The sequence below is a fragment of the Bradyrhizobium diazoefficiens genome (assembly GCF_016616235.1).
Taxonomy (GTDB): domain Bacteria; phylum Pseudomonadota; class Alphaproteobacteria; order Rhizobiales; family Xanthobacteraceae; genus Bradyrhizobium; species Bradyrhizobium diazoefficiens_H.
This window is the reverse complement of sequence record NZ_CP067100.1, coordinates 5897943-5924907: the sequence shown is the minus strand read 5'-3', so window position 1 is coordinate 5924907 and position 26965 is coordinate 5897943. Positions and strand designations below refer to the sequence as shown.

At 61.6% G+C, this 26965-nt stretch carries 30 protein-coding genes and 6 pseudogenes; 21 read left to right on the top strand and 15 right to left on the bottom strand.

Features of this window, described 5'->3' with window-relative positions:
* Positions 1–15: 15 nt before the first annotated feature.
* From JJB99_RS28165 to JJB99_RS36980, 8 genes and pseudogenes are all read left to right on the top strand, one after another.
* A complete protein-coding gene (locus JJB99_RS28165) occupies positions 16–1125 on the top strand; it encodes an MBL fold metallo-hydrolase (protein ID WP_200495500.1) in 1110 nt (369 codons plus the stop codon).
* Positions 1126–1140: 15 nt separating this feature from the next.
* Positions 1141–1740, top strand: a complete 600-nt coding sequence (locus JJB99_RS28160) for an SCO family protein (RefSeq protein WP_246775015.1) — start codon at positions 1141–1143, stop codon at positions 1738–1740.
* 223 nt (positions 1741–1963) lie between these two features.
* A complete protein-coding gene (locus tag JJB99_RS28155; RefSeq protein ID WP_200495499.1) occupies positions 1964–2329 on the top strand; it encodes a VOC family protein in 366 nt (121 codons plus the stop codon).
* A gap of 392 nt (positions 2330–2721) precedes the next feature.
* Positions 2722–3291, top strand: a complete 570-nt coding sequence (locus JJB99_RS28150) for a sensor histidine kinase (RefSeq protein WP_200495498.1) — start codon at positions 2722–2724, stop codon at positions 3289–3291.
* Complete coding sequence (locus JJB99_RS28145; protein ID WP_200495497.1) at positions 3270–3671, top strand: sensor histidine kinase; 402 nt, start codon at positions 3270–3272, stop codon at positions 3669–3671. The genes JJB99_RS28150 and JJB99_RS28145 overlap by 22 nt, the downstream gene beginning before the upstream one ends.
* A gap of 379 nt (positions 3672–4050) precedes the next feature.
* A pseudogene (locus tag JJB99_RS36710) lies at positions 4051–4155 on the top strand (DUF892 family protein); the annotation flags it as partial.
* A gap of 83 nt (positions 4156–4238) precedes the next feature.
* Complete coding sequence (locus tag JJB99_RS36705; RefSeq protein ID WP_283815997.1) at positions 4239–4469, top strand: DUF892 family protein; 231 nt, start codon at positions 4239–4241, stop codon at positions 4467–4469.
* Positions 4470–4517: 48 nt separating this feature from the next.
* Complete coding sequence (locus JJB99_RS36980) at positions 4518–5294, top strand: hypothetical protein (RefSeq protein WP_433995733.1); 777 nt, start codon at positions 4518–4520, stop codon at positions 5292–5294.
* Between the two features lie 32 nt (positions 5295–5326).
* On the opposite strand, the gene JJB99_RS28130 is transcribed toward JJB99_RS36980, so the two are convergent.
* Entirely contained in the window at positions 5327–6058 is a 732-nt protein-coding gene (locus JJB99_RS28130; RefSeq protein ID WP_200495496.1) for a DUF3750 domain-containing protein, read from the bottom strand.
* 294 nt (positions 6059–6352) lie between these two features.
* Between JJB99_RS28130 and JJB99_RS28125 the strand changes: the two genes are divergently transcribed.
* Complete coding sequence (locus JJB99_RS28125) at positions 6353–7750, top strand: NAD(P)/FAD-dependent oxidoreductase (RefSeq protein WP_200495495.1); 1398 nt, start codon at positions 6353–6355, stop codon at positions 7748–7750.
* A gap of 219 nt (positions 7751–7969) precedes the next feature.
* Here JJB99_RS28125 and JJB99_RS28120 read toward each other — a convergent pair whose 3' ends face one another.
* Positions 7970–8332, bottom strand: a complete 363-nt coding sequence (locus JJB99_RS28120) for a hypothetical protein (RefSeq protein ID WP_200495494.1) — start codon at positions 8330–8332, stop codon at positions 7970–7972.
* Positions 8333–8560: 228 nt separating this feature from the next.
* On the opposite strand from JJB99_RS28120, the gene JJB99_RS28115 reads away from it, so the two are divergent.
* Together JJB99_RS28115 and JJB99_RS28110 are read left to right on the top strand one after the other, a co-directional pair.
* Positions 8561–8749: a hypothetical protein gene (locus JJB99_RS28115; protein ID WP_200495493.1), complete on the top strand. Its 189-nt coding sequence runs from the start codon at positions 8561–8563 to the stop codon at positions 8747–8749.
* Between the two features lie 221 nt (positions 8750–8970).
* Positions 8971–9699, top strand: coding sequence for a Crp/Fnr family transcriptional regulator (locus JJB99_RS28110; protein WP_200495492.1), 729 nt, complete (start codon positions 8971–8973; stop codon positions 9697–9699).
* Here the strand turns inward: JJB99_RS28110 and JJB99_RS28105 are convergent.
* Together JJB99_RS28105 and JJB99_RS28100 are read right to left on the bottom strand one after the other, a co-directional pair.
* On the bottom strand, positions 9696–10001 hold the full coding sequence (locus JJB99_RS28105) for a DUF6894 family protein (RefSeq protein ID WP_200495491.1): 306 nt from the start codon (positions 9999–10001) through the stop codon (positions 9696–9698). The two genes, JJB99_RS28110 and JJB99_RS28105, sit on opposite strands and share 4 nt — an antisense overlap.
* Positions 9977–10168, bottom strand: coding sequence for a hypothetical protein (locus JJB99_RS28100; protein ID WP_200495490.1), 192 nt, complete (start codon positions 10166–10168; stop codon positions 9977–9979). The genes JJB99_RS28105 and JJB99_RS28100 overlap by 25 nt, the downstream gene beginning before the upstream one ends.
* 167 nt (positions 10169–10335) lie before the next feature.
* Between JJB99_RS28100 and JJB99_RS28095 the strand changes: the two genes are divergently transcribed.
* On the top strand, positions 10336–10509 hold the full coding sequence (locus JJB99_RS28095; protein WP_200495489.1) for a hypothetical protein: 174 nt from the start codon (positions 10336–10338) through the stop codon (positions 10507–10509).
* Positions 10510–11038: 529 nt separating this feature from the next.
* Here JJB99_RS28095 and JJB99_RS28090 read toward each other — a convergent pair.
* From JJB99_RS28090 to JJB99_RS28080, 3 genes are read right to left on the bottom strand one after another with little or no spacing between them, the layout of a single operon-like run.
* Complete coding sequence (locus tag JJB99_RS28090) at positions 11039–11212, bottom strand: hypothetical protein (protein ID WP_200495488.1); 174 nt, start codon at positions 11210–11212, stop codon at positions 11039–11041.
* 35 nt (positions 11213–11247) lie between these two features.
* Positions 11248–11463: a hypothetical protein gene (locus JJB99_RS28085; RefSeq protein ID WP_200495487.1), complete on the bottom strand. Its 216-nt coding sequence runs from the start codon at positions 11461–11463 to the stop codon at positions 11248–11250.
* Positions 11464–11483: 20 nt separating this feature from the next.
* Positions 11484–11945 carry a DUF4142 domain-containing protein gene (locus JJB99_RS28080; protein ID WP_210347629.1) on the bottom strand — a complete coding sequence of 154 codons (462 nt, stop codon included), beginning with the start codon at positions 11943–11945 and terminating at the stop codon, positions 11484–11486.
* Positions 11946–12174: 229 nt separating this feature from the next.
* Between JJB99_RS28080 and JJB99_RS28075 the strand changes: the two genes are divergently transcribed.
* The 5 genes from JJB99_RS28075 (at position 12175) to JJB99_RS28055 (ending at position 15541) form a co-directional block, all read left to right on the top strand.
* Complete coding sequence (locus JJB99_RS28075) at positions 12175–12705, top strand: DUF2243 domain-containing protein (RefSeq protein WP_246775014.1); 531 nt, start codon at positions 12175–12177, stop codon at positions 12703–12705.
* A complete protein-coding gene (locus JJB99_RS28070) occupies positions 12677–12841 on the top strand; it encodes a hypothetical protein (protein ID WP_200495485.1) in 165 nt (54 codons plus the stop codon). Before JJB99_RS28075 ends, JJB99_RS28070 begins: the two co-directional genes overlap by 29 nt.
* A 66-nt stretch (positions 12842–12907) precedes the next feature.
* Complete coding sequence (locus JJB99_RS28065) at positions 12908–13693, top strand: succinate dehydrogenase iron-sulfur subunit (RefSeq protein ID WP_200495484.1); 786 nt, start codon at positions 12908–12910, stop codon at positions 13691–13693.
* A 72-nt stretch (positions 13694–13765) separates the two neighbouring features.
* A complete protein-coding gene (locus JJB99_RS28060) occupies positions 13766–14176 on the top strand; it encodes an NUDIX hydrolase (RefSeq protein ID WP_200495483.1) in 411 nt (136 codons plus the stop codon).
* Positions 14177–14344: 168 nt separating this feature from the next.
* The gene (locus tag JJB99_RS28055) at positions 14345–15541 is read left to right on the top strand and encodes an NADH-quinone oxidoreductase subunit D (protein ID WP_200495482.1); all 1197 of its coding nucleotides are present in this window, start codon (positions 14345–14347) and stop codon (positions 15539–15541) included.
* 22 nt (positions 15542–15563) lie between these two features.
* Here the strand turns inward: JJB99_RS28055 and glgX are convergent, their stop codons facing one another.
* From glgX to JJB99_RS36425, 3 genes and pseudogenes are all read right to left on the bottom strand, one after another.
* Entirely contained in the window at positions 15564–17801 is a 2238-nt protein-coding gene (gene glgX / locus JJB99_RS28050) for a glycogen debranching protein GlgX (RefSeq protein ID WP_200495481.1), read from the bottom strand.
* A gap of 21 nt (positions 17802–17822) precedes the next feature.
* Positions 17823–18104 carry a DUF3606 domain-containing protein gene (locus JJB99_RS28045; RefSeq protein WP_200495480.1) on the bottom strand — a complete coding sequence of 94 codons (282 nt, stop codon included), beginning with the start codon at positions 18102–18104 and terminating at the stop codon, positions 17823–17825.
* A gap of 219 nt (positions 18105–18323) precedes the next feature.
* A pseudogene (locus JJB99_RS36425) lies at positions 18324–18452 on the bottom strand (glycosyltransferase); the annotation flags it as partial.
* Positions 18453–18642: 190 nt separating this feature from the next.
* Here JJB99_RS36425 and treZ point away from each other — a divergent pair.
* On the top strand, positions 18643–20454 hold the full coding sequence (treZ, locus tag JJB99_RS28035; protein ID WP_200500330.1) for a malto-oligosyltrehalose trehalohydrolase: 1812 nt from the start codon (positions 18643–18645) through the stop codon (positions 20452–20454).
* A gap of 1229 nt (positions 20455–21683) precedes the next feature.
* Here treZ and JJB99_RS28030 read toward each other — a convergent pair.
* The 4 genes and pseudogenes from JJB99_RS28030 to JJB99_RS28015 all read right to left on the bottom strand — a co-directional run bounded on the left by JJB99_RS28030 (position 21684) and on the right by JJB99_RS28015 (position 24641).
* Positions 21684–22571, bottom strand: a pseudogene (locus JJB99_RS28030) (manganese catalase family protein).
* Positions 22572–22785: 214 nt separating this feature from the next.
* Positions 22786–23115 (bottom strand): hypothetical protein, encoded by a 330-nt coding sequence (locus tag JJB99_RS28025; RefSeq protein WP_200495479.1) that lies wholly within the window; start codon positions 23113–23115, stop codon positions 22786–22788.
* Between the two features lie 44 nt (positions 23116–23159).
* Positions 23160–24045, bottom strand: a pseudogene (locus JJB99_RS28020) (MBL fold metallo-hydrolase).
* A 23-nt stretch (positions 24046–24068) separates the two neighbouring features.
* A complete protein-coding gene (locus JJB99_RS28015) occupies positions 24069–24641 on the bottom strand; it encodes a NuoB/complex I 20 kDa subunit family protein (RefSeq protein ID WP_283815996.1) in 573 nt (190 codons plus the stop codon).
* Positions 24642–24870: 229 nt separating this feature from the next.
* On the opposite strand from JJB99_RS28015, the pseudogene JJB99_RS36975 reads away from it, so the two are divergent.
* Positions 24871–25044, top strand: a pseudogene (locus tag JJB99_RS36975) (DNA ligase D); the annotation flags it as partial.
* Here the strand turns inward: JJB99_RS36975 and JJB99_RS28010 are convergent.
* The gene (locus JJB99_RS28010; RefSeq protein ID WP_433995793.1) at positions 25009–25344 is read right to left on the bottom strand and encodes a hypothetical protein; all 336 of its coding nucleotides are present in this window, start codon (positions 25342–25344) and stop codon (positions 25009–25011) included. The pseudogene JJB99_RS36975 and the gene JJB99_RS28010 overlap by 36 nt on opposite strands.
* Before the next feature lie 38 nt (positions 25345–25382).
* On the opposite strand from JJB99_RS28010, the pseudogene JJB99_RS28005 reads away from it, so the two are divergent.
* Together JJB99_RS28005 and JJB99_RS28000 are read left to right on the top strand one after the other, a co-directional pair.
* Positions 25383–25957 (top strand): annotated as a pseudogene (locus JJB99_RS28005) (Ku protein); the annotation flags it as partial.
* Between the two features lie 116 nt (positions 25958–26073).
* Positions 26074–26370 carry a hypothetical protein gene (locus tag JJB99_RS28000; protein WP_200495477.1) on the top strand — a complete coding sequence of 99 codons (297 nt, stop codon included), beginning with the start codon at positions 26074–26076 and terminating at the stop codon, positions 26368–26370.
* Positions 26371–26965: the final 595 nt, after the last annotated feature.

The window sequence follows — 26965 nt, the reverse complement described above, 5'->3', positions numbered from 1 at the left end:
AATGGAGAATTGCTCATGATAAATTTCAGCCGACGTGATGCTTTAAAGTTTTCTGCTGGGCTGACGCTTACGGCCGCGACAGGCAGCTTTTCCTGTTGGGAGGTGGCCAAGGCGGGCTCGATCGAGATCCCAACGGTCGACAAGCTCACCGTCAGGGTTCTCGTCGACAGCGCGAGCGACATCTTCTTTAAGCCGCAAGATGTGAGCGGGGTGAGGACCGAGCCCGGCCGATCGACCGATCCGAAGCGGCCATTGCATAGCGAATGGGGGTTGTCGCTGTACCTGGAGCCGCAGCGCGGCAATGAGAGGAAAACTTTCCTTCTCGATTTCGGTTGGACACCCGAAGCGATCAACGGCAACATGGAGCTTCTCAGGCTCGATCCTTCTAAAATCGACGCGCTGATCATGAGCCACGGCCACTTTGACCATTGGGGCGGCCTGCTCGGCTTCCTGGAGCGGCACCGCAAGGATCTACCGGTTGACCTCACAATGTATGCCGGCGGCGAGGACAATTTTTGCCCGCGCTACGTTAAGATGGGTGCCGGAGGCGACCTCGCCGACTTTGGCACTCTCGACCGCCGGGACATTGTCAAACAAAACGTGAAGGTTGTGCTGTGCGAAGCTCCAGTCGTGATCGGAGGTCAGGCCTTCACCACCGGCAAGATTACCCGCAGCAGCATCGAGAAAGTGCTTCCGAACAGCTTGGTGGGATTTCAGATCAAGGACGGTGCCGGCTGCAATGCCAGCCACTATTTGCCGGCAGAGATGGAAGGCAAGGTCGTGCCCGACGAACATATCCATGAGCACGCAACCTGCTTCAATCTGAGAGACAAGGGCCTAATCGTCATCTCTTCCTGCGGCCATGTCGGCATCGTCAATTCGGTGCGCCAGGCGATGGCAGTGTCCGGTATTGACAAGGTTCATGCCATCATGGGCGGCTTCCATCTCGGGCCGGCACCGGCTGACTATCTCACGAAGGTTGTCGCTGAGATCGCCAACCTTAATCCTGACGTGGTGATCCCGATGCACTGTAGCGGGCTGAACTTCACCCAAGAAGCGCAGCGCCAGATGCCGGGCAAAGTGCTCACTACAACGACGGGCGCACGGATAACGTTCGGTATCTGATTAACGGGACGCGCGGTGACCAAGTTGGCGGCGTGCGTGTTTGTTGTGGCAGCGTCGGTTATTGGCGCTGCGATGGCGGTCGCCGAACCGCAACCCTCGGCCGCGGAGATGATGGACGACCTGATGTACGCCCGGGGGCCAATCGGTGGAACGTTCACCCTATCTGACCAGCACGGAAAGATACGCAGCGACACCGAGTTTCGTGGCAAGCTGATGATCATCTATTTTGGCTACACCTTCTGCCCTGACGTCTGCCCAACCGACCTAATGGCAATCACGCAGGCGTTGGACGCGCTCGGTTCCAAAGCCGAAAGCATTCAACCGATCTTCATCACGATCGACCCGGAACGTGACACGGACGTGCTTGCCGACTACCTTGAAGCGTTTCACCCCAGCTTCATCGGGCTGACTGGATCTTCCAAAACAATCAAGGAACTCGCCAATTCCTACAAGGCGTACTACGGGAAGGTGGAAGACAACCGGAGCGGCGAGTATTCCATCGATCACTCGGGTGTCATTTATTTGATGGGACGGAACGGCGAATACCTCGGCTTCATCCCGCCGCAGACGGGGCCGGATCGGCTCATCGAAATCCTTCGCAAGTATCTCAATTGACGCGCCGGACCTCCCGCTCCTCATTCATGATAGCAGCAATAGAGCGTTCGATGCTCAGTCTGCTGTTGTCCCTTAGCCGAACCATTCTGATCCTAGTTTGATGTCGGCTGTCGGTGCTAAACCGGACGCCCACCCACGCGTGGCCTCAACCGCCGCTTTTGACCCGCAATAGACCTAAGCTAAGTTGGTTGCTACAAAGCTGCTCATCCGCTGGAGCTGTTCCATGGCTGATCATACTGGCATTGGGGCCGCAGACGGCGCGCGCTCCGCGGCGTTCTATGACCATGCGCTCGGAGTTCTTCGTCTGCCAAAAGTGATGCAGATGCGGGAAGGCGCGGGAACAGACGGCATCGGATACGGCGAAGACTATCCAATATTCTGGATCGACAGGTTTCATCCGCATTCTGTCAAGCAACACACCGCCTTTGTCGCGAGAACAAAAGCCGAAGTTGACGCGTTTTACAACGCTGTGCTTGCGGCAGGCGGAACGGATAACGGCAAGCCGGGGCTGCGTCGCCCCCACTATTACGCTGCGTTCGTTCTTGATCCCGACGGGAATAATATTGAAGCGGTCTATCGCGGCGCGTGATCTACAATAGCGCCGCACGACCGCTTCAGGCCGATCTCCCCGTTGATGCGTGCCGATCCATGTCGGTTCACAGGGGCAGTTCGGAAGGTGGCGGCAGTTCGGAAGGTGGCGGCTGAGCGCCCAAAGTAACGCTTGTGACCCAGATCAGTCGTGGCGTGCTCTCTGGGCAGTCTCTGGCGATGAACGCGATTGATCACCGTCCTTCATCCTTGAGCGGCGGCAGCGCTTCCTCGCCTGGGAATTTTGTGTATCGTGCTGTGCCGCTTCGCGTGCTTCAGGTCAATGGGGAGCTGTAGCGGAAGCATCAGCTGGCTGCGTGATCTGGCGTCGTGAGCGCCATAGATTCCGTGGCGGCGTTGATAACACTAATGCCGGACGCGTAAGGCTGATCAATGGAACGAATCCTCTACTTCCTTCCTGAGAAGCGGCAGCCTCTGTGGGTCAGGTACGCGACAACCACGATCGTAATGGCGCTCTGCATTGCGGTGCAAATCGGACTTCAAAATCTAACGGGCTTTGTTGGCCTCTTCTTCCTTCTTCCCGGCATTTTCGCGGCGGGCCTTTTGTTCGACCGCGGGGCGTCTCTGTATGCAACTGCGCTTGGCGTGATGTTCGCATACCTCTCCAGCATCCCAGCTGCACCGTCTGTGGCGGCGGCCTCCATCTTGTTCGCTGCGACTGGAGCCGTCTTTGGACTCGTGGCCGTAGCGCTGCGGACCGAGATGGAAAAGGTCGTAAGGGCCGAGAAGGCCAAGACCGTTCTTCTTATGGAGCTGGCTCACCGCACCAAAAACAACCTGGCAATGCTATCTGCAATGATGCGACTTCACGCGAAGCATCCTGACGTGACGGCTTCAGATGCACTCCGCGAGATGGCCGATCGCGTTCAGTCATGGCGCAAGTATATGACCATCTCACGATACGCGCGGACCGGAAGGTCGTGGATGCAAGGGAGTACCTGACGGAAATCTGCCAGCACCTCACCGCGTCGATCAGCGGAACGAGCCCGGTTGTCATCAAAGCCGATGCCGACGAGCTGTATATTCATAGCGAACAGGCCGTACCCATTGCGATTATCGTCAACGAACTTGTGACAAACGGCCTTAAGTACGCCTTTCCGGAGGGCCGCGCTGGTCTTATCCAGGTTACGCTGCGAGCCGGAGATGAAGTGGTTCTCTCCGTAAGCGACAATGGCGTGGGCGTGCACAGAGATCAACGTGAAGGCGTCGGCTCGCGCATAGTGTCGCTCTTGGCCCAGCAACTCGGGGGGACGATAACACGTGAGAATGATCTTGGGTCTGGCTGCAGCGTGACACTGCGTATGCCGAAGCCTGCCATCTAGCTCCGGTCGCCTGCATTTCGGCTTCTGGCCCATGGCGACATACTGCTCTGCCGCACAAACTTGGTCGCTATAGGAGCAAAGCCGAGTTAGGCAGCAGTCACATGACGCCGCCGGGTTTATAGGTACACGGCCTAGTGCGCAGGCAAAAGCTGGTCCGAGATACACCCGCAAGTACTATCGGCAGGGCCTCACTCCTTCCGTCGAAGGCAGGCCGAGGGTGTCGCGCAGCTCCGATACTGACTTCTTACCGAGATCTTGCAAGCTCACTAGCGTTTTGTCAGTCGCACCGCGGACCTCCCAGACCGTTTTGAAGCCGGCGAAGTAATAGGCCCGTCAGCCTGAACCGGCGGCCCTATTGCGACAAGCTAATCGCTCACTGATGGAGCGGCAATCGGAACGGATGGACGATTATCCCGAGGTGAAGGCAAAGGTCGCAGCGCATCTTCAGGAGACGAATGCGCAGTTGCAGCGGCTTGAGCAGTGTCTCGACGTCTGCGGGGAGAGCGCCTCCACCCTCAAGGATACGACCCAGTCGATCGCCGCGATGCGATGGCGATGGCACATTCCATGGCCGGCGACGAGATCCTCAAGAATACCTTCGCCAACAACGCCTTCGAGCACTTCGAGATCGCAGCCTACAAGTCGCTGCTGGCATTGTGTTCGGCTGCGGGAATGGAGTCGGCGCGGGGGCCGCTGGAGGCCTCGCTGGAGGAGGAAGAGCGGATGGCGGCCTGGATCGACGCCAACGTGGAGAAGGTCACCATGGAGTACGTAGCGCACGAACAGCAGGCGGCATAGGAGCCTTCCAGTGGCCCCTTCCGGTCGGAGCTCGACCACGCCGGGGGCATGGTCGACGACGACGTACTGGACTGGCTGCGGCAGGTGCACGCCACGAGGACGCGGACCGCATCGGTCTGTACCGGAGCGCTGATCCTTGGGGGCGGCGGGAATCCTGAAAGGCCAGACGCGACGACCCACTGGCAAAAGATGGGCGTCCTCCGGATCATGGGCGCGAAGCCGAGGCCCGAGGAACGCGTCGTGCGCTCGGGGAAGATCGTCACGGTTGGCGGGGTCACGGCGGGCGTCGACCTGGCGCTCTGGCTGGCGCGCGAAATTGCGGGGCGGGCGGAGGCGATCCAATTGGTCCTCGAGTACGATCCGCAGCCGCCGTTCGGTGCCGGTCACTACGGCAAGGCGTCGCCCGCTGTCCGGAAGCTCGCGATCAGGATGATGGACGAGAGCATTCCGCCGGACCAGAGCAGGTTCGTCCCGAAGATAGCGTGGAGGCGTTTCATCGACCCTGATCCGGACGCGCAAATCGCGCGCCATTTCTCGAGTCTCGATCAGGTACTGGCTCACATCTCGCTGGTCGTCTTGCGATTCTGGCCCAGCTTCGGCTCCTGCCCCATCAGCCTCTCCCTGACGAACTCGAAGGCGGTGACGGCTGCGCTCGCGGGTCCATCCCACAATTCGGCCCTGAAAGGTTCGATCCGGAGCAGGCTCACGTCCGGACTGGACGGACCGTCAGGCCACCACACCTCGGCAGTCTTTCGCCAGATCGCCTTCGTCTTCTCGACATCGCGCAGGTCGGAGGCGTCCCGTCATCGAATTTACCATGACTGAATGGCCTCGCTCGCCACTGTCCGCGTGTCCCCTTACAAGCCAGTTGCGATCCCAAGGCGCCCAAGACCAGGGAGCTTAAGGGCAGGGCGCCGTACGTCGATCCCGAGCACGGCGCCAAAGAAATTGACTTCGATCCCTTCAACCCATCCTATGGTAAGGCCTACATAGCCAGCCAGCGTGGCGAAAACACCGGTTCCGGAGGGCGTCGTGCCAATCCAGCGGCCATCGTAAGGGAAGTCCTTACCGATCGCTGTTGGCGGTAGGACGACATGCAGCTCGGGCACCGAGTCCAGTGCGGCCTGAACGAAGGTGTTCGAGTTCGGACCGGGCCAGGCGCTGTAGTCGCCGTAGGCGCGGAATTTGTAATTCTCGATCACGTACCGAATTTTGGGAATGAGCGCCTGTGCGCGCTGGCCGTCAACAGCTGCGATGACTTGGGGGATCGCGCCGAACCATCGCCCGTCGGGCGCGAAGCCATTGATGCGGATCGGATCCCCCCACGCCGTATAATCGTATCGGGAGTAAGACGTCGCGTCCTTTTCCTTCAGCGCGATCCAGGTGTGGACAGCGAAGATGCTGCGCCAGCGGACAGTGCGTGCGGCGAACACCCGGATCAGCGCTTCTGAATGCTCTGACGCCGGCGGCAACAGCCCCGCGCTGGAGCGATCAGCTGTCTGCCAGTTGTCGCGGCCATCGCCGAGCCAAAAATAGCGAGCCGCCGACGCTGTGATCGGCGCGAATATGAGGAATAGGAAGACGAGCAAGGGTTTCTTCAACGGGAGTGCGCGACGGATTGACCGGCAAAGATATGGTTCGCAAGCGCAGACGTGCTAGGTCAGGGTATGTAGGAGCTCCAGCTCCAGCCTCGTTGGTCAGGTCGACGGGCACATCGGCGCGCACGGGAAGGGTGTAATTAGCATACCCGCGGATTAAACTCAGGACACTTATGGGCCGAGGAGGCCGTAAAACTAGGATCTGCACCGCAGAAGCCCTCAGGACTGGTCACCTTCATGAGCAGCGCCTGACTACGGCATCGAGGACGATCAGGAGTCCAGCACGTGGAACATGTTGTCGTGATCGGATCGGGTCTCGCGGGGCTCACCTCCGCAATCCTGATCGCCCGTCAAGGTCTGCGGGTCACTGTGCTCGAAAAAGATGAGATCTCCGCAGCTCCTCGTACAGCCGGCTCCTGGGTCCGGCCTGGCGTCGGGCAGGGCAGTCAGACGCATTCGTTTCTGGCGCTATCGAGTGAGATCCTTCGCGAGGAAGCGCCCGACCTGCTCGCCGCGGTTCATGCCGCCGGTGTGGTCGACGTGGTCGCGCCTTTGCAGGTGGATGGATCGCCAGAGCCGGCGCGTCCCGTGTTCGATCGGCGTTTGGCCTATGAGCACGTGCTGAAGGAAAAGGCCCTGCTCGAAACCAATATCGAGTTTCGGCCGGGCGCCATGGTGATTGCGCTGGTTGCCGAGAGGTCGACCTCGGTACCCCACGTCCGCGGCGTGGAGGTGCGCGGGGCGGGTGGTGAGACATGCCTTGTCCACGCCGATCTCGTCATTGATGCGTCTGGCAGAAAGTCGCCGGGCAGGCGGATGCTCGAGCAGATCGGTGCGGCGCCAATGCCGGAAGAGGCGCACCGTTGCGACCTCCAATACCTCACCCGCTGGTATCGCCTGGACGATGGCTGTGCATTCCCGAACCGCGCCGCGCCTGTGCGTGGTCGAAGCTGGTTTGGTTCTTTTCTGCTTTGCGCGGCTGGCGACAGGCAATTTTCGATCTCCCTCGTGTTATCTGTCGAGGATCCGCTACGCCATGCGCTCCGCGAGCCTGCGGTTTTTGATCGATTCGTCGCCAGTGTGCCTCGCCTCGCGGAATGGCTGAACCTCGCCAGTGCGACGGACGACCCAATTCCCTTTGCCGGGATCGAGAATCGACGAAGAGAGCTTGTGAACGCGGACGGCCCCATCGTTGCCCGCTACTTGCTGGTGGGCGATTCTGCCATGCATACGAACCCAACTCTCGGCCGTGGCACGAGCTTAGCCTTCAGGCAGGCTCAATTTGTTGCTCGCCACATTGCAACAGCACTGGCCGAGCCTGACAACTTTTGCGCAGCATTCGCCAAATGGCTGAGACAGGATATCGGTTTCTGGTTTGACAGCCAGGTCTTTGCGGATGCCGAGCTGTGCGAGCGCCTGCGGGCTTTGGCGCGGGAGGAGGAACTGCCCGCACTCTCACATCAAGGTCGGCTCGGCCTTGCGATGCAAATGTTGGCGCCGCACGACCCGAGGATCGCATGCCAAGGCGCCCGCATCTTTCAGATGCTGTCGAAGCCGACGGACGTGTTGGCGGACGAAACCACTGGGCGGGCGATCAATGAGTTCTTGGCCAAGAACCCAGGACTCACGGAGCCTCGCGAGGGAGCTTCGAGAGCCTTGCTCGTGGCTTCTCAGCACGGGTAGACCAGCGAGCGTTCTCATTTAAGCGGGATTTGCTGCCGGCTTTTGGGTAGGTGACAATGGTTTGAATAGCTCGGATGCGTTCCGCCCGGGTGATAGCGTTGCATCCCCCACGTCATGAGAAGCCCCATAAAGCAGCGCGAGCCGCAGCGGCCAAGCAATTCGGACGAGACACCCATCATCGTTGAAGAAGGGCGTGAAGCCTTTGCCGTTCCTGCCTCGTCAGGCGGCCCAACGCAGCGGCAATGCGAGTTGGAGAGCGAATGGGCGCGACGCATTGGCTTGGATGAAAGCCTCCAGCGCGGGCGAAAGGTCGAGCCGTTCGCGTGCAGCCCGTTCGGCGAGCGCGTCTGCGATGTCCTCCGTTGCGTCGCGGGACCATCCCTCGATGGCGTTGAAGACCACGATCCTGGCGGGGTAGGCATATTGGCCGGAGATGATGTCCCGCAGCACCGTCTCCCGGTCGGTGTCCTGCTCGTCGGTCTCGCGCCATGCGCAGCCGGCGCGGGCTCCGAAGTCCTCCAGCACCAAGTAGATGTCGCGGTCGAGACGATCCAGCGGCACGATCGAGGGCGAGGCACGCATACGCTTACTCCGATACGCCGCGGAGAGACGGCCCCGGCTCGCAGGGGGCTTGGGGGGTATGGGCCGGGGCCGCTCCGCCAGCTCGGTCGGCGAGCCAGCGAGACTCCCAAGCCGGTACCGCGGCCTTTGTTCCTCGCCCACATTTCGGGGGAATTACCGGTTGTCAGCCTCCTCCAATGCACGCGAAATGCTCGCGTCTGGTTGACCGCGGGTCTATGCGTTCAATGCGTGATGTTTATCGTGCCGCAAAACGAAGGCTTCCGCGTCTCCGGCGGCGCAACTGAGTTCGGCAAGGGCCGGAACAAGGCTGCCCAGACAGCGATCGGGAATATCATTTTGTTAGGCTCGACGATCCGAGCCAGCATGACAGGATGCATGGTGATGAAGATCGGCGTCTTGCAGCAAAGACGCGAATGAAGCAGCTTTCGGAGTTCTTGTGCCTTCCCGACGCAGTGCCGCCCAAGGTTGTGATTTTGGTCTCAAACTTGCTGAATGAGGCATTTAGGAACGATCTTATAACCTTGCGTTGTCTTACATCGTCGGCAGAGTCTCTTGGGCGCCGATGCTGAGAGTATACCGCTCCCGCCTAACGGGCCGGAGTGGTTTGCTCCATTCGGGTCTCAAAAATGGAGCACCCGATGTCGGCACATCTCGCTTCCGCGCTGATCACCAAGCTGACTGTGTCCAACAATCTGGACGCCGACGACATTCGTGCGATTCATAGCCTTCGGATTCGCGCGCGGCATCTCGACGCCGGCGAAGTCATCGTGGCCGATGGAGACCGGCCGAGCGACTGCTGCCTGATTGCCGATGGATTTGCATTTCGGTCGAAGACGACTGCCGATGGCAAGCGACAGGTGCTCTCGATCCACATTCCCGGAGAGATCCCCGACCTGCAAAGCCTTCACCTCGAGGTCATGGATCACGACCTGATCGCCGTCACGCCGTGCCTACTGGGCTTCATCTCCCACGACGAACTCAGAGAGGTCAATCGGCAACGCGCGAATCTGGCGTCGGCACTATGGCGCGAAACTCTGATCGATGGAGCGATCTTCAGGGAATGGATTGTCAATGTCGGGCGCCGGGAGGCAACCCCGAGAATGGCTCACCTCCTGATCGAGCTGCACAAGCGGCTCAAGGCCATCGGGCACACGCGAGATGGAGAGTTCGGCCTGCCCATCACGCAAGCCGACCTGGGCGACTGCCTCGGTCTGTCAGTGGTGCACACCAACCGGGTCCTCCAGCATCTTCGCAAGGAGGGGCTGGTGTCTGTGACCAGATCGGAGTTTCACATCCTCAAGCCCAAGCAGCTCGAAGAGCTCGCAGGCTTCGAGCCAACCTATCTGCATCTGACCCCAAGTGTTTAGGAAAGCTTTTGGGCCCGCACGTCGATGCGGTAGAGCGGATCACCCTCCCGCACGACGACAAGCGACCACGCTCCTCCAGTGGAGCGAAGTGTCGATTCGATGTCCCTGACCGTGCGGAGCGCCTGGTACCAGGCGGCCTCATCATCCGGTAGCTCTTCGCTGTCGGAGAACTCCTCGCCGTCTTCGATCTTGAAGGAATATCGAGCCATCCCCGTGAACGACCGCAACCTGACGTGCGTTCCTAATCGTTGCTGGAACCGGAGCTCGGCTGCGCTAGCTAATGCGTCTTCGACTTCTGCCATTTTTCCAGATCGATCGACGGCCGCTTCGGGTCGATCTGGTCTTTCTCCGGATTGCCCTGCCAGGGCTTGTCGGTCTGCCGGTGAGTGGGCAAATCGGACTGCTGCCGCGGATCGTCGACCGGTGTCTCTCTTGGATCGCTTTCGATTGTCTTTGGTGCCTTTGGCATCTGTTCCTCGCTGTGCCTTCGGAGCGCGCGCCTTCTCCAATGCGCTGACCAACCGGGGGGTCAATCAGTCGTTCCTGCCGACGCGATCTGCGGCGATCGATACAGGAACGGCCGGCGGGTCTGCAGATTTCCCTTTGTAGGCGGGTGACAAAAATCAGGAGACCACAATGTCCAAAATGCCTCCGGTACCACCAGAGCAGCGGAGCAACAAAGGACCCGGCTCGGATCCCGCGACGGAGCCGGAAGACAAGCTCCCTGGCCGCGAGAACTTCGACACTCAGGGACGTCACGGCAACATCAAACAGAATACGACCAATCAGGGGTATCAGCAGGATCGATAAATGCGGCACAAGAATCCCGACACGGAACGTTTCGGTGGCCCCGGTTCCTCTCGCCAGGATCGTAAGCATCCTGAAAAAGGGCGGTCGTGAGCATGACATGCCGGCGCCGAGCACGCCTACCAACGCTTCGAAATCAAAGGTCTCGGGCGGTGGTGGGGAGCGCGATCAGCACCACACCCATGATCGTCACAGGAGCTGAGAGGCGCGAGATCGCAGTGATAAACAACGCAGAGATGCGATGCGCATGACCGGTTTTGGAGTGATGCTGATGGCTGTCCTTGCGAGTGCTTCCCTCGGTCCTGCCTCCGCCCAGAGCGGCGGGAGTGGCGGAGGCGCGGGCGGATCGACTGGCGGAAGCGCCAGCGGATCCGCTGGCGCAGGAGGCAGTGCCGGCGCAGCCCCGGGAACGATGAACCAGGGCGGCAGCGCGACACAAAGCGGCGCCACATCGGGCGTCGTCACGTCCACAAGCACCTGGCGACGCCGCACGAGGTACAACGGCGCCCGGAACCAACGCGGCCGGAACAGCTCAATCGGGCGGCGGCAGCGGTCGGCAGGGATCGACCACCGTCGTGCGCCCCGGCAATTTGGCGGGCGGGACCAGCAGCGGCCGCATCGACGGCACCACGACGCCCGGTCCCTCGATGCAGGGTGACGACCAGATCCGTTCCGAGAACTCGCAGAACTCCAACGTGGACCGCAAGATCAAGAGCATCTGCAAGGGATGTTAGCTCTCGGTCAGGACACCGGTTTTTCCGGCATCCAATCGAGCTCTGCGTCGTCGTGAGGCTCGGGATCGGGGGCGCATGGCTCGATCTTCAGCTCGTCCTCGAGCACGGGTTGGCCACCGTCGTGCTCGACGAGTCCTGCCTCATCGGCCTTCTGAAGCGTTTCATTCCTCGTCGAAAACGCCCGGCTCACTTTCTCTCCGTCCTTGAACACGGCGTAGGGCATGGCAGCCTCTCTCGCTTCACCTACGCCATTTCCCTGAGATTGCTCAGGATTGCGAGATGGCGCTGGATGATCGGAAGTGACATCTGGGCGACCTGCTGCTCCCCGGGGTTGCTGCCCGTCCGCAGGTACGAATTGTTGAGTGCGAGCAGCTCGCGGTGCCCTCTGATCTGTCCCTGCACATACATCCGGTCGAATGGTCCCGATGGCGCCGCCTGAAGCCGTTGCAGCAGGGCAGCGTGGTCGGACCGCAGCGGAGCGGATCCCGGAGCCGCATTGAGCGCGCTCGCCACTCGAACTTGCTCCGCGATTTCGGCGTTCGCGAAATTGATGATGTCAGGGTTGCCGGTGCGCGTCAGGGCAAGCTGGCTGGTCTGCATGGCAAACGAGCCGCCCATGAGGTCAGCAGTCCGGAAATCTCTCTGTGGCAGCCTGCGGGCTTGAGCGGTGTAGGTCGACAACCCAACGCCGCCCAGTGCGAGCAAGAACGATCTTCTCAGCATGTTGCATCTCCATGTGTTGGCGACAGACGCAGACGCCATATCGTTCGTTCCTATCGACGGCGACGCCCTGGTGAGATTGCCTCGGCCGGTGTCTCGCCCTTTAACGGATGTTATTGCCGATTGCCCCCGCAACTGCGATCAGTGTGTCTCGACGGCCGCAAGCGACGACTGACAGGAACGCATCAACGCGGGATGACTTTCCCTGCGGTTCATGGCCCCGCGCAAGGGTGCACCTATGCAAAATGGAACATCAGGTCGTTTTCCGACCTCAGCGGGCGTTCTTCTCGGGCTTGGCCTCGGCGCGTTCTTCGACGGCATTGTGTTTCACCAGCTCTTGCAATGGCATCATATGTTGAGCGGCTGGTATCCGCTCGAGTCCCTCGACAACATCAGGCTCAACACGACCTGGGACGGCCTATTCCACAGCGGCGCCTACGTTCTCCTGCTTGCCGGCCTTTATTTGCTGTGGCAGCGGGCGCGGAAAGGCGGGTTGCGCTGGTCGCTCCCGCACTGTCTTGGCGCGCTGTTGCTCGGATGGGGTATGTTCAATCTGCTCGAGGGCGTTGTCGATCACGAGATTCTGCGGCTCCACCAGGTGAACGAAACCGTGCCCAAAGCTCAACGGGTGTTCTGGGACATCGGCTTCCTGTTGTGGGGAGCTGCGATGCTGGTCATGGGCGCGGGCATGATACGCGCGACGCAGGAGAGACTGCATGCGGAAGCTGGCTTACAGCCTCACTAGCAGGACGCCGCCGGCGGTGGTCTATACCATGTTCCTTGTGCTGCTGGTGCTCGCGATCGCACCGGCGTCTCGCGTGATCCTGTTCGGCCTCTCGCTCGACGATCTCCTGCAACTGCGCTGCTTCGGGGTCGGCTGAGCCTCGCAGGTGCGTTGAAGTGATCCGTTTTTCACCGACTGTCCCTTGAGCGTGCCGGAGCTACCCATGGTCGAGTTCAGGCTTCCGAAAAATTCGCGTATCGAGGAGGGGAAGGTCTGGCCCAAGCCGGGCGGAAAGACACTGCGCGAGTTTCAGGTCTACCGCTGGAATCCCGATGACGGCCGCAATCCCAGGCGCGACACTTACTTCGTGGACACGACGGAGTGCGGGCCGATGGTGCTGGATGGCCTGATCTGGATCAAGAACAACGTCGACTCGACATTGACGTTCAGGCGGTCCTGCCGCGAGGGTGTTTGCGGCTCCTGTTCGATGAACATCGCCGGCCAGAACACGCTGGCCTGCACCAAGTCCATGAGCGAGGACGTTGCCGATGGCGAGCCGCTCCGTGTGCTGCCCTTGCCGCACCAGCCGGTGGTGAAGGATCTGGTGCCGGATTTGACGAATTTCTACGCGCAGCTCGCGTTGATCGAACCGTGGCTGCAGACCACCTCGCCGACGCCACCGAAGGAATGGCGGCAGAGCCATGAGGACAGGGCCAAGCTCGACGGTCTCTACGAATGCATCCTGTGTGCCTGCTGCTCGACCTCGTGCCCCAGCTACTGGTGGAATTCCGAACGCTTTCTCGGTCCGGCAGCCCTGATCCAGGCGGCGCGATGGATCAATGACAGCCGCGACGAGGCGACGGGCGAGCGGCTGGACATGCTCGAGGATCCCTTCAGGATCTATCGCTGCCACACCATCCTGAACTGCGCCAAGGCTTGCCCGAAGGGTCTCAATCCCGGAGAGGCCATCTCCGCGCTGCGCCTCAAGATGGTCGAGCGGAAATTGTGATCGTGCACAGCCGCGCTTGGCTCGAGGAACCATGGCTGCGGCGTTCGCTTATCAACCGGTTGGAGGCAGCTGATGGGCAAGAAGCAATACGCCGCTTTGCCGTTTCGTTTGGACAATTCCGAACTGCGCGTGATGCTGATCACGACCAGGCGCAAGCGCAGGTGGAGTGTCCCCAAGGGCTCACTGATCCGCAACACGGAGCCGCATCGGACGGCCGCGCTCGAAGCCTACGAGGAGGCTGGCTTGACCGGTGTCATCGCCAAACGCGCATTGGGCAGCTTCAAGCATCGCAAGCGCAAGGGCGAACGCAAGCAGACCATGGACGTCGCCGTCTTTCCGTTGAAGGTGCATGGCCGCGAACGCTGGTGGCCCGAGAAGGGCCAGCGCGAGGCGATCTGGGTATCAGCGAAGAGGGCGGCGCGCCTGGTGCACAAGGATGAGCTGCGGCGGCTGATCACGCGTTTCGCGGCGCAGACGGGGTAGGGCTCTCCGGATGCTGGCATCTCCTGACGAAAGCCGGCGTTCCAAGGCCCCGCCCAGCGCGCATCCCATGTGCTGGCGAAGTGCTGGCGAACCGCTAACCTGTGTGAAGCGCGCCCCGCGCGGTTCGCGGCTACAGTCACGATAGCAATGTCGTCGATCGGAAGCACGATGCCCGAACAGTCTCCGAGCCTCAGAAACTTCACCATCAATTTTGGCCCACAGCATCCTGCCGCTCACGGCGTGCTGCGGCTCGTGCTCGAACTGGATGGCGAAGTCGTCGCGCGCGTCGATCCTCACATCGGGCTGCTGCATCGAGGCACGGAAAAGCTGATCGAAGCCAAAACCTATCTCCAGGCGATCCCGTATTTCGATCGGCTGGACTACGTTGCTCCTCTGACGCAAGAGCACGCATTCTGTCTCGCCATCGAAAGGCTGCTCGGGCTCGAAGTGCCCCGGCGAGGGCAACTGATCCGGGTGCTCTATCACGAGATCAGCCGGATCCTGTCCCACCTCCTGAACGTCACGACCCAGGCCATGGACGTCGGCGCGTTGACGCCGCCGCTCTGGGGTTTCGAGGAGCGCGAGAAGCTGATGGTGTTCTACGAGCGGGCGTCGGGCAGTCGAATGCATGCGAACTATTACCGGCCCGGCGGGGTGCACCAGGATCTTCCGCCGAAGCTGATCGACGACATCGAGGCTTGGTGCGATCCGTTCCTGCGCGTAGTCGACGATCTGGACCGATTGCTCTCGCTCAACCGGATATTCAAGGCGCGGAACGTCGACATCGGGCGGGTGACGCTCGATCAGGCATGGGCCTGGGGCTTTTCCGGCGTGATGGTGCGCGGGTCAGGCGCTGCGTGGGATCTGCGGAAGGCGCAACCTTATGATTGCTATGCCGAGATGGACTTCGACATCCCGATCGGAAGAAACGGCGACTGCTATGACCGCTATCTCATCCGGATGGAGGAGATGAGGCAGTCAGTTCGGATCATGAAGCAGTGCATTGCGAAGCTGAAGTCGCCGGATGGCGGCGGCCCGGTCATGGTTCTGGATAACAAGGTGGCGCCGCCGAGACGCAGCGAGATGAAACGCTCGATGGAGGCGCTGATCCACCACTTCAAGCTCTACACCGAAGGATTCCATGTTCCGCCCGGCGAGATCTACGTCGCGGTCGAAGCCCCGAAGGGGGAGTTCGGTGTTTTCCTGGTGTCGGACGGGACCAACAAGGCCTACAAGTGCAAGATCAGGTCGCCCGGATTTGCCCATCTCCAGGCGATGGACTTCCTCTGCAAGGGACACCTGCTCGCCGACGTCTCGGCGATCCTGGGCTCGCTGGACATCGTGTTTGGCGAGGTCGATCGCTGACCGATCGGCTCGAAATCTCGATCTAATCGGACAGCGGCGTGTCGGCGATGTCCAGAAGCGCCCCGAGTCCCTGTCGAAGCCGGCGCGTTGCGGTGCTCTCGTTGGCGAGCGCAAACACCAGCAGTGATCGCCCGGTGACGGCGTAGGCGTGCCCGAACTCGAATTCTGTCATCGGCGCGTTCGGCTGGTTGGTGTCGATCAGCCCGAGCCAACTGCGCCCGTCGGTGACTTCAGGCAGAGTGAAGCTCACGACGTCATGGTGCGCGTTATAGACCAGCAGCAACGTGGCATCCGAGCCGCGGCGCTTGATCCCGGTCTCCTGGGCGCGTCCGTCGAGCAGCATGCCGAAGCACTTGGCACTGCCGTCCTGCCATTGCTCGGTTGTCATCTCCTCGCCTGACGGCGACAGCCATGTCACGTCCTTGACGTCAAGCTCCTCGTTGTGGGAGCCGACCAGGAACCGGCTACGGTACAGGATGGGGAACGCCTTGCGCGTGGCGATCAGCTTGCGCGCAAATTCACGCAGGTTTCGACCGTTCGCGCTGATGCCCATCCAGTCGAGCCAAGTGGTCTCGTTGTCCTGGGCATAAGCATTGTTGTTGCCATTCTGGCTATGTCCGAACTCGTCGCCGGCGAGCAGCATTGGCGTGCCATGGGAGAGCAGCATCGTCGCAAGCAAATTGCGCTTCTGGCGCTCGCGCAGCGCCGTGATCTTTGCGTCGTTCGTCGGTCCCTCGACGCCGCAGTTCCAGGAATGATTGTTGCTGTGGCCATCGCGATTGCCCTCGCCGTTCGCCTCATTGTGCTTGTCGTTATAGGAGACGAGGTCGTTGAGGTTGAAGCCGTCATGAGCGGTCACGAAGTTGACGCTGGCCCAGGGCCGGCGGCCGCGCTTGTTGAAGAGATCGCCCGATCCGGATACGCGCTTGGCGAACTCGGCGAGCGTCCCGGAATCGCCTTTCCAGAAGGCGCGCACGGTGTCCCTGAACTTGTCGTTCCACTCGGCCCATCCGGGGGGAAACTGGCCAACCTGATAACCGCCGGGTCCGATGTCCCAGGGCTCGGCGATCAGCTTGACGCTGGAGAGCACCGGATCCTGGCGGCAGGCATCCAGGAAACCGCCGCCTTCGTCGAACCCATAGGGCTCACGCGCGAGGATGGTGGCCAGGTCGAAGCGGAAACCGTCGACGCGCATCTCGGTCGCCCAGTAGCGCAGTGAATCTGCGACGAGCTGGAGCACGCGGGGGTGCGAGAGGTTCACCGTGTTCCCGGTACCGGTGTCGTTGATGTAGTAGCGCTTCTTGTCCGGCAGCAGACGATAATAGCTGGCGTTGTCGATGCCCTTGAATGACAAGGTCGGGCCAAGCTCATTGCCTTCCGCCGTGTGATTGTACACCACGTCGAGAATGACCTCGATGCCATGGGCATGGAACTGGTTGACCATTTCCTTGAATTCGTTCGCAAACGGCGTCCTCAGGTAACGCGGCTCCGGCGCGAAGAAGGCAATGGAATTGTAACCCCAGTAATTGCGCAGGCCCTTGTCGACCAAGTAGCTGTCGTCGACGAAGGCATGGATCGGCAGCAGCTCCGCACTGGTGATCCCGAGCGAGCGCAGATACGCGGGGATTTCCGAATGCGCGAGGCCGGAGAACGTGCCGCGGTCTGCCTCGGGCACCAGCGGATGCAGCTGCGTAAAACCCTTGACGTGCATCTCGTAGACGATCGTCCGCTCCCAGGGCACTTCGGGTTTGCGCGCCGCGCCCCAGGTGAATGCAGGGTCGATGACGCGGCACTTCTGCATCAAGGGTGCGCTGTCCCGCTCGTCGTAGGAGAGATCCTTGTCGGTGTGATCGAGCTGATACCCGAACAGCTCCGGTCCCCAGCGCAGTTGCCCGACCAGTTGCTTGGCATAGGGATCAAGCACGAGCTTGTTGGGATTGAACCGGTGCCCGGCATCGGGTTCGTAAGGACCATGGACGCGGTAGGCGTACACCGTGCCGGGGCGCGCCGAGGGCAGATAGCCGTGCCAGACTTCATCGGTATATTCCGGAAGCTCGATCCGCTCGAGCTCGGTTTCGCCGTCGTCGTCGAACAAACATAGCTCGACCTTGGTCGCATGGGCGGAAAACAGCGCGAAGTTGACGCCAAGCCCGTCCCAGGTCGCGCCGAGCGGAAATGGCCTGCCCTCGGTGATCCGCGAGCGGCGCAAGCTCGAGGCCGCCCGCGTCAGGGCGTCGTCGGGATGCGTTGTCTGTTCCATCTCTGCCCCCTGCAAGGCCGGTCAGGATGCGGGCGGTGTCCCGGCTATTTCGGTCGTGGCCTGCTCGGTGGCCGCAGCCGAGGCGATCACTGCAACAGGTGGCACGCCGGCCGGCTTCGTCAGCACATCGGCACGATGCCGGGCTGCTTCCTTGCTGATCGCGGAAATCGAATTTCCGGCCCGCCCGACGATGGTTGTCAGCTCGGCGTCGGACAAGCCCAGGCGTTTTCTGACGAGGCGCATCTGGGTGCGGTCGGTCAAGTCGAGCTTGTTACGGATCGGTTTCGGGGGCGAGCGGCGCATGCGACAACTCCTTGTGTATGATCGTAACCGCAGCTCGACTATTCTGTTCCAGCGCTTGGCACGGGGAGCGCGTTACACTGCGTCAACCGCACGCATCAGAGCCGGCAGAAGATGCCGACATCTGGATCGCGCCTTGATAAGCGGCCATCGCGAGTTCGCAGAGCCTGCACTCCCATTTGCGGACCGAGTTCGTCGCCGCGAGGGTCGCCTTCACGCAGTCACGACAAGTCCGCTTACGCTGGGGTCGACAACTTCGGGCGCCGAGCCGTGGGCGAGGGCAATCACAGGCGTGCCGCAAGCCATGGCTTCGATCGTGACGAGGCCGAACAGCTCCGGCCAGCAGATTGGACAGGTCGAGGGGTGCAAAACTGTACGCAGCGCGTCTATCGGTCGGACGAGAGTGGCCCCACTTGGCGGACGACGTGTGCTCTGCTCGCGTCGAGGAACGAATGCACCGACCCCAGCCTTGTCGCCCGAGGCGTGATTAAGCGTCGCGGGGGTGCAAAAAGGCGGAGCGGATTTGATTCAGAGACTGGGAATAGCCGGACAGGCCCGGCGTCATGGTCCTCAGATCGTCGATCATGGCGTCATCTTCAATCTCTGGGCGCCGACCGCCCGCTCGGTCGAGCTGCTCGAGACCGGCCAGCCAGCGCGCAAGATGCCGCGCGATGTCGACGGATGGTATCAGCTGCTGAGCCCGACAGCACATGTCGGCACGCGTTACCAGTTCAGGATCAATGGAGACTTGGTCGTTCCGGACCCGGCCTCGTTCTTCCAGCCCGATGATGTCCCCGCCCCGAGCGAGGTGGTGGATACGGCGGCCTTCCGGGATTCCATTCCCTATGCGGGCCGTCCCTGGAGGGAAGCCGTCATCTACGAGCTCCATATCGGAACCTTTACCGAGGAGGGGACCTATGCCGGGGTCGAGAAGCGGTTGCCCTATCTGCGGGATCTCGGCGTCACGGCCATCGAGCTGATGCCGCTCAACGATGTCCCGGGCCGGCACAATTGGGGTTATGACGGCGTGCTGCTGAATGCGCCGAATGCGCGCTACGGCAGGCCGCAGGCTCTCAAGCAGCTCCTGCGTGCAGCACATGCCCTCGACCTCATGGTGTATCTCGATGTGGTCTATAACCATTTCGGGCCGCAGCTGAATTATCTGCACAGCTATGCGGAGAATTTCTTCAGCGCGCGCCATGCGACAGGTTGGGGACCTGCCGTCAACCTCGACGGACCAGACGGCGTGTTCGTGCGCGATTTCCTGATCGAGAATGCGCTGATGTGGCTGCGGGACTACGGTTTCGACGGGCTTCGTTTCGATGCAGTCCACGCCCTCAAGGACGATTCCGAGCGACACCTTCTGGTTGAGCTTGCCGAGACCGTGCGCCATCAGCTGCCGGGCCGGTGCGTGCACCTGATGCTGGAGAACGAGGCCAACCAGGCGCATCTTCTCGCTCGTTCACAAGGCGAGGCCAGGTACTATGACGCACAATGGGGCGACGATTTCCACAATGCATTGCATGTCCTGTTGACCGGGGAGGACGAGGGATACTATCGCGCCTTCGCCGACAAGCCGCTCCAGCACCTCGCGCGATCTCTCACCGAAGGATTTGCTTACCAGGGTGAGGTCTTTCCGCTTCACGACGCACCACGTGGCGAACCGAGCGCCCATCTTCCGCCTGAGGCCACCATCTTCTTCGCCCAGAACCACGACCAGATCGGCAACAGGGCGTTTGGAGAGCGGCTGTCGAAATTGGTCGGGCCGGAAAAGCTCAGTCAGGCCATGGCACTAGTTCTGCTCAACCCACACATCCCGATGCTGTTCATGGGCGAGGAGGCGGCTGCCGAGACGCCTTTCCTGTTTTTCGCCGATTGGAGCGGCGAAGCCGCCGAACTGACGCGCGAGGGACGCCGAAAGGAGTTTTCGCACTTCAAAGCGTTCTCGAGCGCGGGCATGCGCGCCAGAATTCTGGATCCCTGCGATGAGGAGACATTTCAAGCTTCGAAGCTCGACTGGACGAGCATCGAGCACTCCCCGGCCAGTCTGAAATTTCGGGCGCTGACGAGGCAGTTGTTGAAGATGCGGCGAGAGAAGATCGTGCCACTGATCGAGCAGGGATTTCTTTCCGCCAGAAGCGAGTTGCTAGGAGAGAGCCCGCGTACCGGCGGATTGAACGTATGCTGGCGGACGGCCAACGGCACCACGCTGCAGATCGTCGCGAATTTCGCCGATCATGAATTACCGATGCCAGGGCTTGTCCCCGGCGAAAGCCTGTGGCGATCGCTCCCGGCCGACACGCAATCGCTCTTGCCGGGCGACATCGTCGTGCGATTGGGTCAAGAAGTCTGATCGATGGCTAGGAATGGTTGCAGTTGCCTTCCCTACCGCAGCAAGCTCCGGAGCCGGTTCCAGATAGAACATCCCAAGCCGCCCTTTCCAGCGCAGCAGCAACCCCGGCTCGTCTCGCCTGATGAACCCGCAGCCGTGCCCGGAACGATTGGTGCGTGCCCGTCATGGCTGATCTCGATGTGATACAGGGAGCTCCAGTCTGGCCTGCCCACGTCGGCCTCCCCCCACCGCTGGGGAAGAGTACGTCTTCGATATCTCGGGTGAGCAAGCGGGCATTCTTCCGGGCTGCCTCGTCGGGCAGATCCCCGCCGACCTGGTCTTCCAAGGAATGGCGCTATTCTGATCCACTCGCGCGGTCCGGCGTCACAGGGTGATGACGTAGACGGCGAAGACGATGATCACCGCCAACCCGGCAAGGGCAATGGTAATCAGCAGCTTTCCCATGGCGCTCCACGCTAACGGGAACGTCAATAGAACATCCGCCTTTCCGTTCCAACTGCCGGATGTGTCGGAATAGTACCTACCTACAACTGTTTTGCCCGGCGGGTCAAGTGGAATTCGAAAAACCAGAAATGCGTTGTACTCGGCCCGTTAGTCTTTGATTTCGTTGTCGTCCGCTACTGTGCATGGGGTTGTTTTCAGCGTTTTAGGCATCCGCCGCCCGGCGCAGGGGTGGTGAACATTGCTGCTCCGACATCCAAGCTAAATCATCGGAACAGCGACGGAGGAACCGGTCGAGCGGGGAGCGGTTGTCCGAACCATCCACGAGAGGTTTCCCATGGACCTGACAGACGCCTCCGCAATGACCGAAGCATCAGGCCTGAGCGCTGATCCCGCCGCTGCAGCCGATCCAGCAACCGGTGCCCGAAAAACGGAACCATCGCCGCATGAACCAGCTGCGAAGACGGCCAGCTCCTTGGTCGCCGAGGAATTGCGGGAGATCGCCAGGGCCGCTCCGCTCCGCTCCCTCGCCGCGGCTTTCGTGATCGGTGTCCTGATCGCGCGGCGGCGATAGGCGCTATCCAAATGGCATGGCGGGCAAGCTCAAGACGTTCCAGACCTCACTCGCCAGACCTCACTCGGCTTCTACGTTCTCGGGGGCGCTGCGTCCACGATGACGGGCCTTATTCAAAGTGGGCAGACCGAGCTGAAAAGTTTTCAAGCGCCTTCGTGACTCCGACCCTGCAAAATTGGGCCGCCCGCACTCGGCGGCCCAACTTTTTCTGACTTCAGCGCAGGGCGTTCGTCACGGCCGGTTCGTTCATCTGCTCCAGTTGCGCGCCACTGTCGGGTCGTGCGGGCCCGAGCACGGGTTCCTGGCCAAGAGGCTCGAAACCTCCGCGGAACGTGAAAGTCCCCTTGCCGTCCAGGGATGGACCCTCGCAGTAGCGGCCCGTTTGCAGAGAGTCGCCACCGCGCTCGGTGCCCATGAACATGTAGCTGAACTCGGTCGCTTCCTTGCTGCGGTCGAAGCTGTTGGGAATTGGCAGTGATGCTTCCGCACCCACCTCCTCGATCACTGCTAGCCATTGCTGCTGGTGCATCGTGTCGCGTGCAATCAGCTAGCTCAGCATGTCCTGCATGCCGGGATCGCTGGTGGAGTTGTAAAGGCGGACTGCAAGTGTCCGACCCGTCGACTCGGCCGCGACATTGCAATACATGTCGGCCGCAAGATTGCCGCTGGCGTAGATGTGCGAGCAATCGAATGGCACGCCATCGCAATCAGCGGGCAATGCCGACAGGCCGGTCGAGAGCAGGTGCCGATGCAACATTCCCTCGATGACGTGCCGCGGCCTTTCGCCGCCGTTCATGACGGCGCCGACGACCGGATTGGCCTGCATGCTGGTCTCTTGCATCGTTGTCGGCGCGTCCTCGAGATTCAATGCGACGGCCGTTGCAAGCATCTCGATGTGGCTGATCTCCTCCGTTGCGGTGTTGAGAAGGACGTCGCGATATTTCGCAGGTCCGCGCGCGCCCCACGCCTGGAAGAAGTATTGAAGGCAGACGCGGATTTCGCCCTCGACCCCGCCGATGGCCTGTTGCAGTTGACGCGCGAAGATCGGGTCGGGCTTCTCGACCCTGACGGGATATTGCAGTCGCTTGTCGAAGTAGTACATGCGCAGCTCCTTTTGTGTCCTGGCACACGGGCGCAATGAACGCTGGCAGGTTGCGTTCCTAAAACATTCGCGCTTTCGCTTCAACGCGTTCTAAATTCCCCGAACATCGTTCTGCAGAAACGAATGCGGCCCCGGCGCAGGGAGGGTGTCGCCGAGGCCGCTCTCGCGCGCACGTCTGGAAGGAAGCGGACCGAGGTGCGCGGGCGATGATTGATTAGTGCCGAGGGACGTTGCCGCTCGAAGGCGGTATCGTCTCGTTGCGCATGCCGGGTGGGCTGGAGGCGCCCTGTCCGCCGCGCTCCACATGAGAGATGCCGCCGCCGCCCGATCCGGCACCACCCGCGCCGGCGCCGCTGCCCGATCCAGCTCCGCCGGCCCCGGCACCACCTGCGCCTGCGCCTGCGCCAGCTCCGCCGCCGGCACCGCCTGCACCGCCGCCAGCGCCACCACCAGCGCCACCACCTGCGCCTTGCGCAAACGCTGCGCCGACCGAAGTGCCGGCCAGCATCGCAGCCATGAGGACAGTCAGAATTGCCTTACGCATGTTGTGTCTCCTGAGGTTGACTTCTGACGTTGACTTCGGACCAATCACCCTCGGCCTTGACCGTTCCTAGATGTTGCATCTTCAGCGGTAACGTTGCGTGGAACAGCGACGTCATCGAAACGCGCGGCAAGCGTATCCAACGCCGCGCGCATCTCTGGCCCCTGCATCGCCGCGCCGTGTCCCGTGATGACGATCTCGGGTGCAAGGACCGCCCAATTCCCGCACCGATGACTTCGCGCTGTTCCAATCCGGCGTGAAGTACATTGGAGGCCCGTGCATCTCCTGCGATTGTGTGACGGCTGCATAGACGGACTCCTGGCGCGTGGTGATGAAGGCGTCGCCCGCGATTAGTACGCCACCGCGTTCGCGCCAGAGCGAGACGTGTCCCGGCGTATGCCCGGGCGTGTGGATCCAGCGCCAGTCCTGCATGAAGGGCATGCTGTGATCGCTGGACAGATCGTAAAGTCGCGATGCGACGTTGACTGACTTGGCCGGGAACAGCGGCGAGAGCAGCGCGAGGAGCCCGCCGCCCACGTCCGGATTTGCCGGCGGGTAGGAGGGGCTGCCATCGAGGTAAGGATGTTCGGCCGCATGCGCATAGACCGGAACGTCCCATTCGTTCGCAAGTGTCTCGACCGCGCCGACATGGTCGAACTGACCATGCGTCATGATGATGCAGGCAGGTCTGCCACTGCCACCGAAGCGGGCGCTTGCTGCGGAGCGAATAGCCCGGGCCGAACCCGGGATTCCCGCATCCACCAGCACCCAATTGCCGCCGCCGGCATTTTCGAAGCCTACGAAGATCACATTGACGATCGCAAGCTGCCGATAGCCGACGTCGGCCACGATCTGACGGGTATTGTCATTGCGGTCGAGATCGAGATTTGGGTGCTCGGCGCCGGCCGATGACCGAACGGGAATTTGCGTCATGTCTTGGCTTGGCCGGGTTCTGCTTATCGTTCGATTGTGCCCATCCGCCTGATCTTCTTCTGGAGCAACATGACGCCATAGAGCAGCGCCTCGGCCGTCGGCGGGCAGCCGGGGACATAGATGTCCACGGGAACCACGCGGTCGCAACCGCGTACGACCGAGTAGGAGTAATGGTAGTAGCCGCCGCCATTGGCGCAGGATCCCATCGAGATCACGTAGCGGGGCTCCGGCATCTGGTCGTAGATCTTCCGGAACGCCGGCGCCATCTTGTTGGTCAATGTGCCCGCCACAATGATTACGTCTGACTGCCGCGGCGATGCGCGCGGTGCAAAACCGAAGCGTTCGGCGTCATACCGCGGCATCGACATCTGCATCATCTCGACTGCGCAGCAGGCGAGTCCGAACGTCATCCACATCAGCGATCCCGTGCGTGCCCACGTGATCAGCTCCTCGGCCGTTGCCGTGAAAAACCCCTTGTCGGCAAGATCGTCGCGGATTTGCATGAAGTACGGATCGGACGCGTTCGCCGGTAACCCAGCGCCAGGTCGCGGGAGCGGATCGTGGGAAGCATTGGGGTGCGAAGGAGTGTCGATCATTGGTGGTCCTGGGGGATGCCGTCGCTGGCGAACTCTCGCCCCGGGAGAACTGCCGTTCCACAGGGACCGTTCCTCCGGCGTTCACGTCTTTGATGTTCGCATCGCAAGTTGGCCCCGGCTCCACGTCCGGAGCGCGCCAGCCGGACAACCCCGACGGAGCAGCGGACTTAGGAACGATCGCGCCGAGTTGCGGTTGGCCAACGAAGCCAGGAAAATGGAGGACAGGAGCGAGCTGGGCCTGGAAGGCTCATCGCCAAGCGGCTTGGAGAACCCTATCGCTCGGGCCAGCAGGAGACGTGGATCAAGCTCAAGTGCAAGAAGAGCGGCGTTCGTGGAGAAGCTTGGGGCCCACCCTCGCAAGATCGCCTCACTCTACGTGGGTCGTCGTGAAAACGGCCCATTGTGGAAGATTCGGTCGCCACCGGCTTTCCAAGCTTTCGACATAGATGAAGGTGTCAGGCGCATGCTTGAGGAGGCGTTGGAGCAAACGCTTGCGATCTTCATACGCGACCGCACGCAAATCGTAGCCATCTAAGTAGAGCAGATCGAATGCGTGGTAGCGCACACGCTCGCTGCGCTTTGGGCCGAGCTCGCGCCGGAGCTGCTGAAAGTGGGGTAATCCGGCGCTGCCGTCCGTGCGCGAATACACTTTGACGTCACCATCGTCCAAGTGCAGCTGCGCGCGGTAGCCGTCGGCCTTGATCTCATAGGCCCAACCCTCGCCGCGCGGCGGCGACTCGCTATATCAGGCCGGACGGCAAGGTCCGCATGACGCTTCGCCGTGATCCGCCAGACCATCCGCGAGATGAACGAGGTGGCGATCGGCCGCGTCGTGCTGACGAACCGCGAGCACATCATCGTGCTTGAGCCGATGGACAAGGGCTGGTCGGCACGCTGCTGCGCTACCCCTACGAGGTCCGCGGCGAGCAGGACTATTTCGACGAGATCGAGGACGTCAAAGTCACGAGGGACATGCTCGATCTCGCCAAGCACATCGTCAATCAAAAGGGTGGACGCTTCGATCCGCAGAAGTTTGAAGACGAGACCGCGCTCGTCGAACTCATCAACCAGAAGCGCGCGGGCAAGCCAATTCCCCCGAGGGAGAAGCCCGCGGCGAGCAACGTCGTCGATGTGATGGAGGCGCTGCGGCTAAGCGTGGGCCAGGGGCTGCGCCGACGAAAGCCGCAAAGTCCGCCAAGACGCCCCGCAAGGCGGCGGCCGGCCAGAAGGGGATGCTGATGCCGATCACCGGAATGCCGGTGAAGGAGGCCTCCGCAAAGAAGACCTCGGCTAAACCGCAGCGGAAGTCGGCCTAGCAATCGTCCATGGGTAACGCCTCGCGCGCAATCGCGAGGAACGCGTGCCGCCCCCTGACGTTCGACCTGAAGGTAGCCGCACCCGCGCTTCCGAATTCGTTCCAAAGGAGGATAATATGAGGTCGATCACAAGCGCGCTTGTGTTCGCTCTGGCGCTTTCCGCTCCGGCAGCACTTGCCCAAACCACTAAGCCAGACGTCTCCGGCGCGCCGAGCGCGCAGAACTCCGGCGCCGGCATCGCTGGTCAGCCCGGAAACAAGAGCGGTCCGGCCGCAAAGCCCGGCGAGACCGTCGGCTCGGGCTCGACGTCGAACCAGCAGAATCCGACGGTTCAACAGCAGGACCCTTCGAATATCAAGGGCCTGCCGGGCAACAAGAGCGGACCGCCGGCTAAGAAGCCCAATAGCCAGTGACGTTGAAGCCGCGTCGGATTTCGAGCCGTTCCACTACCTCGGCGCGATGCGCTTTTCTCTGCCGAACTCCTTCACCATCCGGACGATCTCGTCCGCACGGAAGGGTTTCGTCAGGGTGCGACTGCCGGGGACCGGTCGTGGCGGGGTTGGTGAAAAGCCGGTGGGGTAGATTACGGGGGCAGGTCCGGATCGTGCTCACGGCAACGCTCCGCGGGCCGTCGGCCTCTCCAGGAAGGCGGCCGGTGACGAGAATCTCCGCGACGTGCCGCTTGCACCCGTCCAGCGCCTGCTCACCCGTGCTGGCGTGGATGACGTGGTAGCCAGCGTCGCGCAGCGCACAACGAATTCGCGGACCGCGGCGGCCGAAATGCGTGGTCGTTCCTCGGTTTCAACGGGTCTCATGCCGAAAGGGCCCAAGAGCTATCAAACGTCGCTTGGCTGAAGGCCGTTGGGCCCGGGAAAGGAATGTCATAAGAGACCGTCCAGAGGTGATCGCTGCCACCATGTCAAGGCTCGGCGTAGTCCTGAAGCGCGGGCTTGGCTCGAGCCGCTTGGGGCTGCGATGCGGCTGGCCTCAGAACCTGTGTGCTACAGG